Annotated in this window: 15 protein-coding genes and 2 pseudogenes; 15 read left to right on the top strand and 2 right to left on the bottom strand. The window is 61.6% G+C overall.

What is annotated here, in order from left to right; all coding sequences use genetic code 11:
- Positions 1-152: 152 nt before the first annotated feature.
- The 12 genes and pseudogenes from ACA070_RS18235 to ACA070_RS18180 form a co-directional block, all read left to right on the top strand.
- Positions 153-473 (top strand): annotated as a pseudogene (locus tag ACA070_RS18235) (c-type cytochrome); the annotation flags it as partial.
- Positions 467-1,108, top strand: a pseudogene (locus ACA070_RS18230) (helix-turn-helix transcriptional regulator); the annotation flags it as partial. The pseudogenes ACA070_RS18235 and ACA070_RS18230, both read left to right, overlap by 7 nt.
- 222 nt (positions 1,109-1,330) lie before the next feature.
- Positions 1,331-2,218, top strand: a complete 888-nt coding sequence (locus tag ACA070_RS18225) for a Dyp-type peroxidase (RefSeq protein WP_497447754.1) — start codon at positions 1,331-1,333, stop codon at positions 2,216-2,218.
- Between the two features lie 16 nt (positions 2,219-2,234).
- Positions 2,235-3,203: a Gfo/Idh/MocA family protein gene (locus ACA070_RS18220; RefSeq protein WP_497447753.1), complete on the top strand. Its 969-nt coding sequence runs from the start codon at positions 2,235-2,237 to the stop codon at positions 3,201-3,203.
- Positions 3,204-3,496: 293 nt separating this feature from the next.
- Positions 3,497-4,249: a GntR family transcriptional regulator gene (locus tag ACA070_RS18215; protein WP_497447752.1), complete on the top strand. Its 753-nt coding sequence runs from the start codon at positions 3,497-3,499 to the stop codon at positions 4,247-4,249.
- The gene (locus tag ACA070_RS18210) at positions 4,246-5,991 is read left to right on the top strand and encodes a fumarate reductase/succinate dehydrogenase flavoprotein subunit (RefSeq protein ID WP_497447751.1); all 1,746 of its coding nucleotides are present in this window, start codon (positions 4,246-4,248) and stop codon (positions 5,989-5,991) included. Before ACA070_RS18215 ends, ACA070_RS18210 begins: the two co-directional genes overlap by 4 nt.
- A gap of 25 nt (positions 5,992-6,016) precedes the next feature.
- Positions 6,017-6,262: a 4Fe-4S dicluster domain-containing protein gene (locus ACA070_RS18205; protein ID WP_007946457.1), complete on the top strand. Its 246-nt coding sequence runs from the start codon at positions 6,017-6,019 to the stop codon at positions 6,260-6,262.
- A gap of 301 nt (positions 6,263-6,563) precedes the next feature.
- Positions 6,564-7,982, top strand: coding sequence for an ABC transporter substrate-binding protein (locus tag ACA070_RS18200; RefSeq protein WP_497447750.1), 1,419 nt, complete (start codon positions 6,564-6,566; stop codon positions 7,980-7,982).
- A 137-nt stretch (positions 7,983-8,119) separates the two neighbouring features.
- A complete protein-coding gene (locus ACA070_RS18195) occupies positions 8,120-8,902 on the top strand; it encodes an ABC transporter permease (protein WP_497447749.1) in 783 nt (260 codons plus the stop codon).
- On the top strand, positions 8,902-9,750 hold the full coding sequence (locus tag ACA070_RS18190; RefSeq protein WP_497447748.1) for an ABC transporter ATP-binding protein: 849 nt from the start codon (positions 8,902-8,904) through the stop codon (positions 9,748-9,750). The genes ACA070_RS18195 and ACA070_RS18190 overlap by 1 nt, the downstream gene beginning before the upstream one ends.
- The gene (locus ACA070_RS18185; RefSeq protein ID WP_497447747.1) at positions 9,747-10,709 is read left to right on the top strand and encodes a HEAT repeat domain-containing protein; all 963 of its coding nucleotides are present in this window, start codon (positions 9,747-9,749) and stop codon (positions 10,707-10,709) included. The genes ACA070_RS18190 and ACA070_RS18185 overlap by 4 nt, the downstream gene beginning before the upstream one ends.
- Positions 10,706-10,999, top strand: a complete 294-nt coding sequence (locus ACA070_RS18180; RefSeq protein WP_497447746.1) for a DUF971 domain-containing protein — start codon at positions 10,706-10,708, stop codon at positions 10,997-10,999. Before ACA070_RS18185 ends, ACA070_RS18180 begins: the two co-directional genes overlap by 4 nt.
- Positions 11,000-11,103: 104 nt before the next feature.
- Here the strand turns inward: ACA070_RS18180 and ACA070_RS18175 are convergent, their stop codons facing one another.
- Together ACA070_RS18175 and ACA070_RS18170 are read right to left on the bottom strand one after the other, a co-directional pair.
- Positions 11,104-11,841, bottom strand: a complete 738-nt coding sequence (locus ACA070_RS18175) for a TorF family putative porin (RefSeq protein WP_497447745.1) — start codon at positions 11,839-11,841, stop codon at positions 11,104-11,106.
- Between the two features lie 108 nt (positions 11,842-11,949).
- Positions 11,950-13,692, bottom strand: a complete 1,743-nt coding sequence (locus tag ACA070_RS18170; RefSeq protein ID WP_497447744.1) for an amidohydrolase — start codon at positions 13,690-13,692, stop codon at positions 11,950-11,952.
- A 103-nt stretch (positions 13,693-13,795) separates the two neighbouring features.
- Between ACA070_RS18170 and ACA070_RS18165 the strand changes: the two genes are divergently transcribed.
- The 3 genes from ACA070_RS18165 (at position 13,796) to imuA (ending at position 16,131) form a co-directional block, all read left to right on the top strand.
- Positions 13,796-14,728, top strand: a complete 933-nt coding sequence (locus tag ACA070_RS18165; protein WP_497447743.1) for a LysR family transcriptional regulator — start codon at positions 13,796-13,798, stop codon at positions 14,726-14,728.
- A 168-nt stretch (positions 14,729-14,896) separates the two neighbouring features.
- Positions 14,897-15,514, top strand: coding sequence for a transcriptional repressor LexA (gene lexA, locus ACA070_RS18160; protein ID WP_497447742.1), 618 nt, complete (start codon positions 14,897-14,899; stop codon positions 15,512-15,514).
- Complete coding sequence (imuA, locus tag ACA070_RS18155; RefSeq protein WP_033061610.1) at positions 15,514-16,131, top strand: translesion DNA synthesis-associated protein ImuA; 618 nt, start codon at positions 15,514-15,516, stop codon at positions 16,129-16,131. The genes lexA and imuA overlap by 1 nt, the downstream gene beginning before the upstream one ends.
- Positions 16,132-16,133: the final 2 nt, after the last annotated feature.

Here is a 16,133-nt window from a genome sequence, read left to right as displayed (position 1 = left end):
CCCGCCGGTGTCTTCGGTCATGGCCTCAGAAGCCCCCCTTGTTGGCCCCCAATGCCCTCAACCCGCCCGCGTCGGTGCCTTAGTGTTGACCTGTGCTTGATCACAATAAAAAAAGTGCTCTCCACTGAGAGACGCCATACGAGAGGACAGCCATGCGGGCCAGTCGAGTCACTGAAAAGCCTAGCCTTTGTTTGGCGTTGGTGGGCGGCGTCTTCGCGGCGCTGCTGAACGGTTGTGGCGATGAGTCGAAAAGCCCGGCGATGCACAGCGAAGCGGCCGCCGCCATGCCCACCGACGCCGCGCTGGCACAGGTCTACGACAACAGCTACAAGCTCTGCCACGCCAACCCGGCGGCCGGCGCACCGTTGACCGGCGACAAAAAAGCCTGGGAGCCGCGCGTGCAGCAGGGCGCCAACACGCTGCTCGACCATGCGATCAACGGCTACAACGGTATGCCGCCGATGGGCGCTTGCCGTTCGCCGACGTGCAGGTGTTTGCGGTCGAAGAGTTTTTCGCCAGCCTGCTGGTGTACGGCCGGGCGCTGGCGGGCGCCGATTTCAAGCCGATGGCGGTGGAATACATGCACGCGGCGCCGGACTATCTCTGTGAATATCAGCGGTTGCTGGGGCCGGACGTGTGTTTCGGTTGCCGGCAAAACCGCATGGTGATCGCCGCCCATCGGCTTGACGTGCATTTGCCCAATCACCATTCCCTGGCGCTGCGTCAGGCGGTCAAATTGCTTGAACTGGAGGCCGCGCAGGCTCATCAGAAAATGGACTTGATCCAGGCTGTGGAACGGGCGATTTCCCGGGACCTGACCGAGGGCAGCCACATCGAGAAGATCGCCGGCGACCTGAACATGAGCAGCCGCACCTTGCGCCGCCGCCTGACCGAACATGCGCTGACTTTCGAAACGCTACTGGAGCAAGTGCGCCAGGCCCGCACCATGAGCCTGCTGGCCAACCCGGACCTGTCCATCGAGCGCATCACCGAAGAAGTCGGCTACAGCGACGTACGCAGCTTTCGCCGGGCCTTCAAGCGCTGGACTGGCATGAGCCCGAGTGCATTTCGCAACGAAACCCCACGCTCACTAACGACAAATCCCTAGTAGCAGCTGCCGAGCAGCGCGAGGCTGCGTTCGGCTCGGTCCGCGCTCGGGCGAAGCAGTCGTAAACCCTATGAGCAAAGTATCCCTGATACACCGCAGTGCCTGATTTCACGACTGCTGCGCAGCCGAACGCAGCCTCGCGCTGCTCGGCAGCTGCTACAGGTCGGTGCACACAAACCCTCGTGCTCCGGTTAAACTCCGCGCTCTTTTTAAGGAGTTCATATGAGTTATTACCAGCCGGGCATTCTCGCCACCCCCGTTCCGCCTCAAGCCCGTCATATGTTCTTCACCCTCGAATCTGCCGACGCACTACCGGCCGCGCTCGACAACTTGATGCAACTGGTGGACGGGAAATCGGCGGTGGTCGGCTTTGGTGAATCCCTGGTCAAGGCGCTGCACGCTCAGATCGATGGCCTGCGACCCTTTCCGGCGCTGACCGGTGTCGGCGTCGACAACCCGTCGACCCAGCACGCGCTTTGGTGCTGGTTGCACGGCGTCGACCGTGGCGAATTGCTCAATCGCAGCAACGCCATCGAAGCCGCTTTAGCCCCGGCCCTGCGCCTGGTGCAAATGAACGAAACCTTCCGCCACATGACCGGCCACGACCTGACCGGTTACGAAGACGGCACCGAAAACCCGCACGACGAAGCCGCCGTGGCCGCCGCGCTGTTGGGCGAAGGCGCTGAAGGGCTGGTCGGTGGCAGCTTTGCCGCGATCCAGCAGTGGCAGCACGATCTGAAGGGCTTCCACGCGATGCCGTCCGATGAAAAGGACAACATCATGGGCCGTCGCTTAAGCGATAACGAAGAACTGGATGACGCGCCGATTTCCGCCCACGTCAAACGCACCGCCCAGGAAAGCTTCGCCCCCGAAGCGTTCGTGGTCCGTCGCTCGATGCCGTGGATCGAAGGCGATCGCGCGGGCCTGATGTTCCTGGCGTTCGGTTTTTCCCTCGACGCCTTCGAAGCCCAACTGCGGCGCATGAGCGGACTGGAAGACGGCATCACCGACGGTTTGTACCGCATCAGCCGTCCGATTACCGGCGGCTACTACTGGTGCCCGCCGCTCAAGGACGGTCACCTGGACCTGCGCGCATTGCGCATCGGCTAAACATCAAGGAGCGATTATGAACGTGGTGCGCTGGGGCATGATTGGTTGTGGCAGTGTTGCTGAACGCAAGAGTGGACCGGCCTTTTACAAGGCGCCCGGCTCAGCGCTGGTGGCGGTGATGGGACGGCGTCTGGACGCGGTGACCGACTATGCCGCACGCCACGGCATCGCCCGGGTTTACACCGACGCGCAAGCCTTGATCAATGATCCAGAGGTGGACGCGGTGTACATCGCCACGCCACCCGACAGTCACCACGCTTATAGCTTGCTGGTCGCCGCCGCCGGCAAACATTGCTGCGTCGAAAAACCGATGTCGCTGAATGCCGAGCAAAGCCGTGACATGCAAAAGGTCTTTGCCGACGCCGGATTGCACCTGTTCGTTTCCTATTACCGACGCTCGCTGCCGCGCTTCCAGCAAGTGCGGCAGTGGCTGGAGGAGGGGCGGATCGGCGAGGTGCGGCATCTGTCCTGGACCCTGACCAAAGCCCCTTCGCCGAACGATCTGGATGGCGCCGACAATTGGCGCACCGACCCGGTGATTGCCGGCGGCGGTTATTTCGCCGACCTGGCCAGTCATGGATTCGATCTGTTTCAGTATTTGCTCGGGGATATCGTCGAAGTCGCCGGTTTCACCGCGCGGCAGGCGGGTTTGTATGCTGCCGAAGACGCCGTCAGCGCCAGTTGGCGGTTCGCTTCGGGTGCCTTGGGCATGGGCTGCTGGAATTTCGTCGCCGACCGCCGCGAAGATCGGGTCGAACTGATCGGCAGCCAAGGCCGGATCAGTTTTTCAGTGTTCGATGAGCACCCGGTGCTGCTTGAAGCCGATGAACACCTCAGCCTGCACATCGCCCATCACGAGCACATCCAGTGGCATCACGTGCTGGGCATGAACGCCCACATCCGTGGCGAGGCGCAACATCCTGCGGTGGCCGAACACGCGCTGAAAACCGACTGGGTGATGGACCAGATCCTTAAGCGCACCTAAAGCCAGGCAATCTCACTGCCGAAACCGAAGCCGTTGTAGCAGCTGCCGAGCAGCGCGAGGCTGCGTTCGGCTGCGAAGCAGTCGTAAACCCTGGATGCATAGTGCACCTGACACACCGCATTTGTCTGATTTCACGACGGCTTCGTCGCCGAACGCAGCCTCGCGTTGCTCGGCAGCTGCTACAAAGGTCTGCGGTTGGCTGTGAATCTAACCTTATGCTTAATCAGTATTTCTCAATCCCCGTACCCGCTCTCTAAGATCACGTCATAACTCGTTATAACAAGTGATCTCCCATGACCGATAACGTTCTATCCCTCAGTAGCGTCCCGCTGCACACCCAGCTTCGCGATGTGCTGCGCGCCCGGATCCTCGACGGCGAATACCCGCAAGACAGCCAGATGCCTTCCGAAAGCGAACTCGGCGCGCTGTTCAAAGTCAGCCGCATCACCGTGCGCCAGGCCTTGGGGGATCTGCAGAAGGAAGGGCTGATCTTCAAGATTCACGGCAAGGGTACGTTCGTCGCCAAGCCGAAAACCTTCCAGAACGTCAGCACCCTGCAGGGTCTGGCCGAGTCCATGACAGGGCGCGGCTACGAGGTGATTAATCGCCTGCGCAGCTTCAAATTCATTCCCGCCGACAAACTCGTCGCCGAACGATTGCAGGTTGCCGAAGGCGAGACCGTGGCGCAGATCAAACGCGTCCGGCTGATCAACCGCGAGCCGATTTCACTCGAAATCACCTACCTGCCTAAAGTCATCGGCGAACGGCTGGAGAAGGCCGATCTGGTCACGCGCGATATCTTTCTGATCCTCGAAAACGACTGCGGCCTGGCCCTCGGTCATGCCGACCTGGCCATCGACGCGGTGCTCGCCGACAGCGACCTGACCCAGGCGCTGAACGTCGAGCCGGGATCGCCGATCATGCGCATCGAGCGCCTGACCCACGATGCCAGCGGCCAACCTGTGGACTTCGAACACCTTTACTACCGCGGCGATGCCTTCCAGTACCGCTTGCGGATCGACCGGCATAAAGGGGATCAGGCATGACACGCAGCTCAATAACCAGAAGCACGCTCGAACAGGAATACGACATCGTCGTGATCGGAGGCGGCACGGCCGGGCCGATGGCGGCGATCAAGGCCAAGGAGCGCAACCGCGATCTGCGCGTGTTGTTGATCGACAAGGCCAACGTCAAGCGCAGCGGCGCGATCAGCATGGGCATGGACGGCCTGAACAACGCGATCATTCCTGGCCACTCGACACCGGAGCAGTACACCAAGGAAATCACCATAGCCAACGACGGCATCGTCAATCAGGCGGCGGTCTATGCCTACGCGACCCACAGCTTCGAGACTATCGAGCAACTGGACCGCTGGGGCGTGAAGTTCGAGAAGGACGAGACCGGCGACTACGCGGTGAAAAAGGTTCACCACATGGGCGCCTACGTGCTGCCGATGCCGGAAGGGCACGACATCAAAAAAGTCCTGTATCGCCAATTGAAACGGGCGCGAGTCAACATCACCAATCGCGTGGTTTGCACACGCTTGCTGACGGACGAAGAGGGCGCAGTCAACGGCCTGATGGGTTTTGACTGCCGCACCGCCGACTTCCACGTGATCAAGGCCAAGGCTGTAATCCTCGCCTGCGGTGCTGCCGGGCGATTGGGCCTGCCGTCCTCCGGTTACCTGATGGGTACCTATGAAAACCCGACCAACGCCGGCGACGGCTACGCGATGGCTTATCACGCCGGCGCCGAACTGGCGAACCTCGAATGCTTCCAGATCAACCCACTGATCAAGGATTACAACGGCCCGGCCTGCGCCTACGTCACCGGCCCGTTGGGCGGCTACACCGCCAACAATAAGGGCGAACGCTTCATCGAGTGCGACTACTGGAGCGGGCAGATGATGTGGGAGTTTCACCAGGAACTCGAAAGCGGCAACGGTCCGGTGTTCCTCAAACTCGATCACCTGGCCGAGGAAACCATCCAGAACATCGAAGAGATTTTGCACAGCAACGAACGCCCGAGTCGCGGGCAGTTCCACGCCAATCGCGGCACCGACTACCGCACGCAGATGGTCGAGATGCACATTTCCGAAATCGGCTTTTGCAGCGGCCACTCGGCGTCAGGCGTGTGGGTCAACGAGAAGGCCGAAACCTCGGTCAAGGGTTTGTACTCGGCGGGTGACATGGCGGCGGTGCCGCACAACTACATGCTCGGCGCGTTCACTTATGGCTGGTTTGCCGGCACCAACGCGGCGGATTTTGTCGCCGGTCGCGAGTTTTCAGCGGTCGATGCCAGGCAGATCGAAACGGAAAAACTCAGGGTCTACGCGCCACTGGATCGCGAAAACGGTCTGCCGCCAGCCCAGGTCGAATACAAGTTGCGGCGCTTTGTGAACGATTACCTGCAACCGCCGAAAGTGACCAAGAAGATGCAAATCGGCCTGCAACGCTTCAGCGATATCCAGCGCGACCTCGATCAGATCAAGGCCCACAACGCCCACGAACTGATGCGCGCCATGGAAGTCAGCATGATCCGCGACTGCGCCGAAATGGCTGCCCGTGCGTCCTTGTTCCGCGCTGAAAGTCGTTGGGGGCTTTACCACTATCGGGTCGATCACCCGCAGCGCAACGACAGCGACTGGTTCTGCCATTGCCATTTGAAGAAGGGCGACGACGGCCAGATGACCAGTTTCAAGAAAGCCGTCGAGCCTTACATCATCCCGCTCGACGCCGAAGAAATGCAGGCCTACGACCGGTTGCGTGTCGGCGCGTTTGCGGCCTGAGTATTACAAAAGAGAGAACCGTGAAATGGCCTATCAACCCCAGGAAATCTTCTTCCGCTCCAACGCGCCGGTTACGGTCGACGAGGACCTTTGCATCGCCCACAAAGGCTGCACCGTGTGCGTCGACGTCTGCCCGATGGACCTGCTGGCGATCAACCCGGCCACGCAAAAGGCCTACATGGCCTTCGATGAATGCTGGTACTGCATGCCGTGCGAAAAGGACTGCCCGACGGGGGCTGTCAAAGTAGAGATCCCATATCTATTACGTTGAAACACCGACCTGTAGGAGCCGGCTTGCTGGCGATAGCGGTGGGTCAGGCAACTGATTTATCGACTGGCAGGACCGCTATCGCCAGCAAGCCGGCTCCTACAGTGGATCGAGGCCAGCCGCAAATTTTGTTTGCACCAACGATCCCTGTGGGAGCGAGCCTGCTCGCGATGGGGCCGGGCCTGACAACCAAAAAGCCATCCGGTAACCCCCGGACGCCTGATTCAAAACACCCCTCGTTTCCCACCACGCCCTGATCGTGGCGGAGACGAACATCCTATAAATGATTCGAGGGGATTCACCTATGTCTTTGCCAACATCGCTGCGTGCAGCATTCTCCGGTCTGGTACTGGCCTCATTCACCCTGTCGGCCTCCGCCGAAACTATCCGCATTGCCATCGGCACCCAGGACACCACGATCAACTGCGCCGCCGGCGGCCTGTTGATTCGCGAGCTCGGTCTGCTGGACAAATACCTGCCCCATGACGGCCAGTACAAGGACGCCAAATACGAGGTCGAGTGGAAGAACTTCACCAGCGGCGCCCCCCTGACCAACGAGATGGTCGCGGGCAAACTCGACTTCGGCGCCATGGCCGACTTCCCTGGTTCGTTCAACGGCGTGGCGTTCGAAACTGCGGGCAAACACAGCCTGTTCATCAGCGTGCTCTCGGGCAGCATCAAGGGCAGCGGCAATGGCATCGTGGTGCCCAGCGCCTCGGGCGTGCAGTCATTGGCTGAGTTGAAAGGCAAGACGATTTCTGTACCGTTCGCCTCCACCGCCCATGGCATGTTGCTGCGCGCCGTGGCGGCACAAGGCTGGGATCCGCTGAAGGATGTGAACATCATCGCCCAGCCGCCGGAAGTCGCAGGCTCCGCATTGCAGGCCGGGAAAATCGATGCACATGCTGACTTCGTGCCGTTCGCCGAACTGTTCCCGAGCCGTGGTTTTGCTCGCAAGATTTATGACGGTTCCCAAGCCAACACGCCAACTTTCCACGGCGCGCTGGTCGATCAAAGCTACGCGAAAAAGTACCCGGAAATCGTCGTTGCTTATCTTCGCGCAAGCATCGAAGCCAACCAGTTGTTGGCAGCTGAACCGGAGAAATACAGCGAACTGATCGCCAAGGTCACTGGTGTCGATGCCGAGGTCAATTACCTGTTCCATGGCCCGCTCGGCGTGCAAACCCGCGACCTGAGCTGGAAGCCTGAATACCGTCAGGCCGTGGGCACGGCGATCGACACCCTCAAGCTGTTGAAGAAGGCGGATCGCGGTCTCGATCTCAATACCTTTATCGATGACCAGTACATCCGCGCCGCGTTCAAGGCGTCGAACCTGGACTACACCGCGCAACTGGCCAACTACGGGCAGACACCACTTAAAGCGACGGAAGCATTGAGCGGCAACGCCATCACCGACTTCAGCCATGTGGCCGAGATCTGGGTGCGTGGCGAGCCGAAGGTCCGGCAATACGCCTCTACGGAGTCGGCGTTCACTGCGTTGGCCAGCCTGAAGCAGGAAGGCAAAAACATCCGCGCCGTGTATGCCCAGGCAAGTGACAGCGGGATCAAATTGCTCGCGGATCAGGCGTGGTTTGCCAGCGACGCCAAGGGTCGCCTCAGTGCATTCCTGCTCAAAGGCCAGGCCCAACAATTTGCCACGGCCCAAGGCGGCAAAGTCCTCGACTTCACCGACGCCACCACCCAGGCCGTTGCTACCCGCTAACCCCAAAACACCGCAATTCCCCTGTGGGAGCGAGCCTGCTCGCGATGGCGTACTGACATTCAACACCCATGTCGACTGACCCACCGCCATCGCGAGCAGGCTCGCTCCCACAGTGAACTTGGTTGAGAGGAAGAATTGTGTCCCGATCATATGCGCGCTGGATCCCCCGAACAGCCTCCTTACTGCTCTGCCTTCTATTCTGGCAACTCGCCGCCAGCCACCACTGGAACCTCGGCCTGGTGACCTTCGCCAACGTCCCGACGCCGGTGGCCGTCATCGAAGCCGCACTCGGCCTCGGCGAATCCGGCAAGCTCGCCCAGCACCTCGGCAGCAGCCTCAGCCGGGTCTTCGCCGGTTACCTCGCGGCGCTGGTCATCGGTATTGCTTTGGGCCTGGCCATCGGCCGCTCGAAATGGGCCGAGGACTTGTTGCTGCCACCCCTGGAAGTCCTGCGCCCGATCCCCGCAGTCGCCTGGATTCCCCTGGCCATTCTGATGTTCCCGTCCTCAGAACTGTCGATGGTTTTCATCACCTTCACCGGCGCGCTGTTCCCGATCCTGCTCAATACCGTCCACGGCGTCGAAGGCGTCGACCCACGCCTGATCGCCTCGGCCAAAAGCCTTGGGGCAGGGCGCCGGGCGATTCTGCTGGAGGTGATCCTGCCGGGTGCCGCACCGAGCATCATCACCGGCCTCGCCATCGGCATGGGCACTTCGTGGTTCTGTCTGGTGACCGCCGAAATGATCTCCGGCCAATACGGCATCGGCTATTACACCTGGGAGTCCTACACCATCCAGAACTACGCCGACATCGTCGTCGGCATGTTGCTGATCGGCGTACTCGGCATGGGCAGCAGCCTGCTGATCAAACGTCTCGGCGGGCTGTTCACGCCGTGGCACCGACCACGAGGAAAAGCCTGATGAGCGCGATGCAAACCCCTGAAGGGCGGATCGACATCCGCCAACTGTCCATCGTCCTCGGCGAAAACCAGAAAGCTTTCGAAGCCGTGCAGGGCCTCGATTGCCAGATCGAACCGGGGCAATTCGTGTGCATTCTCGGGCCGTCCGGGTGCGGTAAATCGACCTTGCTCGGCGCACTGGCCGGGCACCTGCAACCGAGCTCCGGAACCTTGAAAGTCGACGGGGCGCAGGTCTTAGGTCCCTCGCCCCAGCGCGGCATGGTCTTCCAGCACCACACCCTGTTCCCGTGGCGAACCGTGCGCGACAACGTCGCCTTCGGCCTGAAAATGCGCGGTATCGGCAAAACCGAGCGCCACAACGCCGCCGATGAAATCCTTGCACTGGTGGGGCTGGAAGGCTTCGCAGACCGTTGGCCCGACCAGCTCTCCGGCGGCATGCAGCAACGGGTGGAGATTGCCCGGGTGCTGATCAATCGCCCGCGCCTGTTGCTGATGGACGAACCCTTCGGCGCCCTCGATGCGTTGACCCGGCTGAACATGCAGGAACTGCTGCTGGACATCTGGACGCGGATTCGCACCACCGTGGTGTTCGTCACCCACGACATCGACGAAGCGCTGTTCCTCGCCGATCGCCTGTTGGTCATGAGCTCGCGCCCTGGTCGAATCATCGAAGACCTGCGCCTCGACTTCCCCCGGCCGCGCACCACCGAACTGGTGACGAGCCATGAGTTCTCCCGCTTGAAGCGTCATTGCCTCGAATTACTGCGTCACGAAGACGGTCGGCAGTTACCGCGCCTGAACCCTCTCGGACTTCCCCCTGAAAACAAACTGCCGCGATTTGCCCTATGACCTCTCTATTCGATGTAACCGACAACGACGACATTCTTGCCCTGCAACCGCGCCTCACGGATGAAGATCCAGGCGTGCGCAGAATTGCCTTGATCGAACTGGCCGACCTCGAAGAACCGGACGGCTTGCTGTGGCTGGTCAATCGCCTGTCTGAGGATTCGACCGAAGAAGTCCGCGCCGAAGCCGCGCGATTGCTCGAAGCCTGGGAAGACGCGCCTGTGGTCGAAGCGCTGTGCCGGGCCCTGACCGATCCATCATTGGCGGTGCAGTCTGCCGCTGCGCAAAGCCTCAGCCTGCTCAAGAGCGAGGCGGCGGGCCGAGTGATTCTGCCGTGGACCGGGCATGCCGAGATCAGCGTGCGCATCGCCGCGTTCAGGGCCTTGCGCGAGTTGCGCTTTCCCGATGCCGCCGCGGCTGCTTCAGGCGCCTTGAACGATGAAGACGCCGGGGTTCGCCGCGAGGCGGTTGGCGTGCTCGGCTGGCTCAAGCAACTTGATGCATTGCCGGCGTTGGCGAAGTTGGCGAGTCAGGACCCGGACACCGAAGTCCGCCGCGCCGCCACCGGCGCCCTCGGCCTGGCCTCCGATGCACAAGTGCTGCCCGCGCTGCGCCAGGCATTGCAGGACCACGCCTGGCAAGTGCGCGAGGAAGCCGCCACCACCCTGGGCAAAGTCGGCCACGTCGATGCCGGTTCCGCGCTGGTCGAAGCCCTGAGCGACGATTACTGGCAAGTGCGCCTGCGCGCCACCCGCAGCCTCGGCCGCTTGCGTTTCGTTCCGGCCCTCGACGCCCTGATCGAAACCCTCGGCCACCGCATCAGCAACCTGCGCAAGGAAGCCGCGCTGGCCCTCGGCGAACTGAACGATAAAGGCGCCATCGCCCCCCTGCAGGCCGCGCAAGACGACGGCGACCCGGAAGTGCGCAAAGCCGTGCGCATCGCCTTGAGCCAGCTGCAATGAACCCGGTGGCGATTGGTAATTCCCAGGGCCGACAACAGCTGCGATTGAACTGGCCGGACGGCCGTGAGCAGTTGCTGAGCCATGCCGAGTTGCGCCGCCAGTGCCCGTGTTCGCAATGTCGGGCGTTTCGGTTGCAGGGGCTGGCGGTGAAAGTCGACGAGCGCATCCGCGTGATTGAACTCAACCAGCAGGGCTACGGCCTGCAACTGATCTTCAGCGACGGCCACGAACGCGGAATCTACCCGTGGCCCTACCTGGCACAACTCGCCCCTAAAACCACTGAAATCTAATGTGGGAGTGAGCCTGCTCGCGATGGCGGAGGTCCAGTCAACATCAATGGTGAATGTCAGACTGCTATCGCGAGCAGGCTCGCTCCTACAGGGGGCAGTGGGGGTCAGAAGGATTTGCTGACGCTCGCCACGACGGTCGCGGTGCAAACATCCCCATACCCCCAATTACTGACGCATTCGCTCTGCGACAGGTCAGTATCGATGTAACTCAAGCCCAGCATCACACCGGCCAGTTCATGAGTCAGTTTCACCTCCCATTCGCGGTACGAGTCTTCGGCTTCGCCCGACATCGTGTACAGGTGCGGATCCTTGAAATCCATGTTGCCGTATCGCAGCTTCAGGCCTGTGTCATAAGGCAACTCGGTTTCATAGCCAACGTAGCTGTACAGCGAGCTCTGCTTGCTGTCGATGCCCGGCGCATCGGCGGAGTAATAGGCCGCGAGTTTCACGCCGTAAGCGCTGAGGATTGCGTAGGTCTCGCCCTGATTGAACTGGCTTTCCTTGGGGTAAGCGTATTTGAGATAGCCAAGGTCCAGGCTCACCGTGTCGGTCGCTTGCCAGAGCCAGCCGGCGTAGTAATCGACTTCCTGCCGGGTCTTCAAACCGCCGCCGAAATCCACGTTTGAACTCCATGCGCCGAGGTACAGGCCGCTGCTGTGCGCCAGGGTCAAGCCGGCTTGCACCGCAGGGTCGTTCTGGGTTTGGGAAATGCCGCGGGTGCGGTAGTCGCTGGCCAGGGTCAGGTCGACCAGCAGGGCGAAGTCGTCATTCAAGGGCAGCGCCTGGCTGCTCAATGGCAGCAAGCTCAAGGAGCCGAGGGCGAACAAGGTGAAAGCTTTCATGGGGGGCGTCCCGTTATTGTGATTGTTATGGGCAGATTTTTTGCGGCAAGGCTGCGCCGAACCCCGGCGACAAACGCGGGGCAGGGCAGTGGGTGAAGCTGGTTTTTCTTAGAGCGTCGGTGCGTAGACTTCGCGACCGGCGAACCAGGTTTGCAGCACCTGGGTGTCGTGCAGGGCTTTGTTGTCGACGCTGAACACGTCGCGGTCCAGCACGATGAAATCGGCTTGCTTGCCGGGGCTCAACGAACCGATCTGCTTCTCCAGCCCGATGGTGCGCGCAGCGTTCAGGGTGTAGGCGTAGAACATCGTTTCGCGATCGATGCGTTCATCAGCATTGAGCACACCCAGCGGACCTTCGCGGGTGATGGCCTGGGCCATGGCGTTCCACGGATTCGGAGAGGACACCGCCCAGTCACTGGCACCGGCGATGGTCGCGCCCTGTTTGAGCAGCGAATGCGCCGGGTACTGATAGCGGAAGGCGAGCGCGCTGACATACGGCTTGATCATGTCCAGGGTGTACTCGTCGGCGCTGGCCCACAGCAGTTGCATCGAGGCGATGACGTTGAGCGGCTTGAACCGCGCGAACTCTGTCGGGTTGACCATTTGCAGGTGGGTGATCGAGTGGGTCACGCCGCTCTGGCGATCTTTGCGCGCCTGGGCGATGCCGTTCAACGATTCACGCACCGCGCGGTCGCCGATGGCATGGATATGCACCAGCCAGCCACGCTGATCGATGGCGCTGACCAGTTCACCGAAATGCTTCGGATCGATCAGCAGCTCGCCCTGTTTGTGCGAGTTGCTGTACGGATCGATCATTGCTGCGCTCTGCGCCGGGTATTCGATCACACCGTCGGCGAAGATCTTGACCCCGGGCAAGGTCAGGTTCGGGATGCCCTGGAATTGCTGGCGGACCTTGTCCAGGGTGTCGAGATCGGCCGGCACGCTTTTCGGGTTGGCCACCAGCAACGCGGCGACGTGGGCGCTCAGGCCACCGCTTTCGGACAGCGCTTTGTACACCGGCAGTACGCCGACGGTTTTCTCCGTGGGTTTGAGGGCGAACACCGGCTCGCCAGGCGCGGCGTTGGCGGCGGGGTCCATCCACGCGGTGATGCCCAGGCTGTTGTTGTAGCGCACAGCGGATTGCGCGGCTTTCAACATGTCGGCGGGGCTCGGCACCGGCATCTTCGAGGCGACGCGATCCCAGCCGGCGTCCACCAGGAAACCGTTGGGGTTGCCATCGGCGAGTTTGCCAATGGTGTCTTTCTCGGCGTCCGGCAATGACTTGAGCAGCGCCGCATCAATCCCGGCGCGTTCGAGCATCACGTTATTGGCCCACGCGGTGTGGTGATCGCTGCCGGTGAACACCACGGGCACCTTGGCCCATTCGTCATTGTTGAATTTCTTGCCGAGGGCTTCGGCCTGGGCCCAATAAGTCGAACTCATGCCCGCCACGCTCAGCACATCGCCATGCCGGGCCTTGCCGTCATCGCGCCAGGCTTTCAGGCGTTTTTCCAGTTCGTCGAGGTCGACCACCTCGTCTTCCATATTGGCCGAGACCATTTCCAGGCCGCCGAAAACCGCGTGGGAATGGCTGTCGATCAGGCCGGGCATCAGGGCTTTTCCGCCGAGGTCGACGACTTTGGTGCCCGAGTCGATCAGGGCCTTGATCTGCGCATCGCTGCCGACTTGCAGCACTTTGCCGTCCTGTACTGCCAACGCCTGCACCTTCGGTTGGGCGCGGTCGGCGGTGAAAATCTTGCCATTGATCAGCACCAGATCGGCCGCTGCCATGGCTTCCATCGAGGCAAAACTGACTGCGGCCATCAATAGATTCGGGATGAATCTTTTCATTGAATGTTTCCTTGTTATTGCGTCTGATGGCCAGATTAGTGGCTTGTCACGGCAAGCAGAACGCCTTGCTCACGAAAAACGTTTTTGCCTGAATGGAAAAAGAATGGACAAGTTGGGTGCATTGAAAATGTTCGTGGTCACGGCGCAGCTGGGCAGTTTCAGCCGCGCCGCCGAGCAACTGGGCAAGACCCCGTCGGCTTTGACCAAAGCGGTCAATCACCTCGAGGCGGAGCTTGGTGCGCGGTTGTTCGAGCGCAGCACCCGGCGGATTTTGCTGACCGAATCGGGTCGTCTTTATCTGGAAACCGCGCGCCAGGTCTTGCAGCGGCTGGAGGAGGCCGGTGAGGAAATCGAGCAGTTGCAGCATGGCCTGCGCGGCAACCTGAAAATAACCGCGCCGCTGGCGTACGGGCAGGCTTTTCTCGATCAGGTGTGCGGCGGTTTTCTGGAGCAATACCCGCAGATCAACCTGCAAGTGGACCTGTGCGATGAGTTCGTCAATCTGCTGGAAAGCGGCTACGACCTGGCGTTGCGCGAGGGGCATGACGACTTGCCGGGGTTGATTGCTCGCGTTGTCGGCAGCAATCGGCTGGCGTTGTGCGCCAGCCCTGATTATCTGGCGCGCAAGGGGTTGCCGGTCACGCCGGACACCCTCGATGACCATGAATGGCTGCTCTATTGGCATCCATTGCTCAGCCGCGAATTCTGGTGGGCCGAGCGCGACGGACAGCGTTTGTGCCTGCCGCTAACGCAGTCGCCACGGTTGCGCAGCGACAATTACGACCTGTTGCTGGCCAATGCGTTGGCCGGACGCGGCTTGCTGCACACGCCGTTGTGGAGTGCCGCGCCGTATCTGGCGGATGGCCGGCTGGTGCGGGTGATGGCCGATTACACCATCGATCCGGACAGCTTCGGCTCGTACATCCTGGCGGTGTACCCCAGTCATCGACGGGCCACCGCCAAAGTGCTGGCTTTCATCGATTACATCGCAGGGTTTCTGGCGTCTCGTGGTTTGAGTGGTGACTGCGGCGGATGATGCTGGCATTTCGATGTTTACGCGCATGCATTGGCCTGGCTCTTCCTGTAGCAGCTGTCGAGTGAAACGAGGCTGCGATTTTTTAAAGAGCAAGATCAAGAGCTCGCAGCCTCGTTTCACTCGACAGCTGCTACAAGTCCTTGCCAGGAAAATGCCGAAAGAGTACAAATGTACTCCATGACGACTCTAACTCCCCGCCGTACTGCCATCCTGACGTTTATCCGCGATCGAATCGCGGAGCACGGTCAGTCCCCGAGCCTCGCTGAAATCAGCGAGGCGTTTGGTTTCGCCTCTCGCAGCGTGGCGCGCAAGCATGTGCTGGCGCTGACCGAGGCCGGTTTTATCGAGGTCAATGCGCATCAGGCCCGGGGCATCCGTTTGCTCGGGCAACCGGCGCGGCCCGAGTTGCTGGACATCCCGGTACTCGGTCGGGTGGCGGCGGGTGCGCCGATCGGAGCCGATGCCGAGGTACACAGCCGCTTGCTGCTCGATCCGTCGATCTTCTCGCGGGTGCCGGACTACATGCTGCGGGTCCAGGGGGATTCGATGATCGAGGACGGCATTCTCGACGGCGACCTGGTGGGCGTGCACCGCAATCCCGAGGCGCTCAACGGCCAGATCGTCGTGGCGCGGCTCGACGGCGAAGTCACCATCAAGCGTTTCGAGCGGGTCGGCGACGTTGTCCGGTTGCTGCCGCGCAACCCGGCTTACAAGCCGATCATCGTCGAGGCCAGTCAGGACCTGGCCATCGAAGGGGTGTTCTGCGGTCTGGTGAGGCAAGGGTGATGGGCGCCGTCGTTGCGCTGGATACGCTGTTCAATGGCGGCCAGGTCTGGAAGGGCCGGCCTGCGCCACCGGCTGTCAGCCCACAACCCACCGGGCATGCCGCGCTGGACGCGGCGTTGCCCACGGGCGGTTGGCCGGAAGCGGCATTGACGGAAATCCTCCTGGCCGGGCAGGGCGTGGGTGAGTTGCAACTGGTGTGGCCGGCACTGGCGCGGCTGTCGGCAGCGGGTGAACGTATCGTGCTGGTGGCACCGCCTTACGTGCCGTATCCCCAGGCCTGGCAGAACGCCGGGGTCGATCTGCGCCAGTTGTCGATCATCCAGGCCAGCGAGCGCGATGCGCTGTGGGCAGCGGAACAATGCCTGCGTTCGGGCAGTTGCGGTGCGGTGTTGTGCTGGCCGCACAAGGCCGATGACCGGGCGCTGCGGCGCTTGCAGGTGGCGGCGGAAACCGGCTCGACCCTCGCGTTCGCCTACCGCTCGATCAATGAAGCGATCAACCCTTCGCCCGCCGCCCTGCGCATCGCCATCGATGCCCGGCCTGCGCAATTGCGCGTGCTCAAGTGTCGGGGCGGGTTGGCGCGTTCGGCGCCGATTGCCTTTCCCGTGGGGCATTGAGG

This window comes from Pseudomonas sp. LBUM1678 (assembly GCF_059695575.1).
The sequence above is the reverse complement of the archived record's forward strand: the minus strand, read 5'-3'. Positions and strand labels throughout refer to the sequence as shown.

Excerpts from the sequence above, each read along its gene's own strand:
- ACA070_RS18170 (WP_497447744.1), bottom strand. The coding sequence starts at position 13,692 with ATGAAAAGATTCATCCCGAATCTATTGATGGCCGCAGTCAGTTTTGCC.
- ACA070_RS18225 (WP_497447754.1), top strand. The coding sequence starts at position 1,331 with ATGAGTTATTACCAGCCGGGCATTCTCGCCACCCCCGTTCCGCCTCAA.
- ACA070_RS18190 (WP_497447748.1), top strand. The coding sequence starts at position 8,902 with ATGAGCGCGATGCAAACCCCTGAAGGGCGGATCGACATCCGCCAACTG.
- ACA070_RS18205 (WP_007946457.1), top strand. The coding sequence starts at position 6,017 with ATGGCCTATCAACCCCAGGAAATCTTCTTCCGCTCCAACGCGCCGGTT.
- ACA070_RS18185 (WP_497447747.1), top strand. The coding sequence starts at position 9,747 with ATGACCTCTCTATTCGATGTAACCGACAACGACGACATTCTTGCCCTG.
- ACA070_RS18180 (WP_497447746.1), top strand. The coding sequence starts at position 10,706 with ATGAACCCGGTGGCGATTGGTAATTCCCAGGGCCGACAACAGCTGCGA.
- lexA (WP_497447742.1), top strand. The coding sequence starts at position 14,897 with ATGTACTCCATGACGACTCTAACTCCCCGCCGTACTGCCATCCTGACG.
- ACA070_RS18220 (WP_497447753.1), top strand. The coding sequence starts at position 2,235 with ATGAACGTGGTGCGCTGGGGCATGATTGGTTGTGGCAGTGTTGCTGAA.
- ACA070_RS18215 (WP_497447752.1), top strand. The coding sequence starts at position 3,497 with ATGACCGATAACGTTCTATCCCTCAGTAGCGTCCCGCTGCACACCCAG.
- ACA070_RS18210 (WP_497447751.1), top strand. The coding sequence starts at position 4,246 with ATGACACGCAGCTCAATAACCAGAAGCACGCTCGAACAGGAATACGAC.
- ACA070_RS18175 (WP_497447745.1), bottom strand. The coding sequence starts at position 11,841 with ATGAAAGCTTTCACCTTGTTCGCCCTCGGCTCCTTGAGCTTGCTGCCA.
- imuA (WP_033061610.1), top strand. The coding sequence starts at position 15,514 with ATGGGCGCCGTCGTTGCGCTGGATACGCTGTTCAATGGCGGCCAGGTC.
- ACA070_RS18165 (WP_497447743.1), top strand. The coding sequence starts at position 13,796 with ATGGACAAGTTGGGTGCATTGAAAATGTTCGTGGTCACGGCGCAGCTG.
- ACA070_RS18200 (WP_497447750.1), top strand. The coding sequence starts at position 6,564 with ATGTCTTTGCCAACATCGCTGCGTGCAGCATTCTCCGGTCTGGTACTG.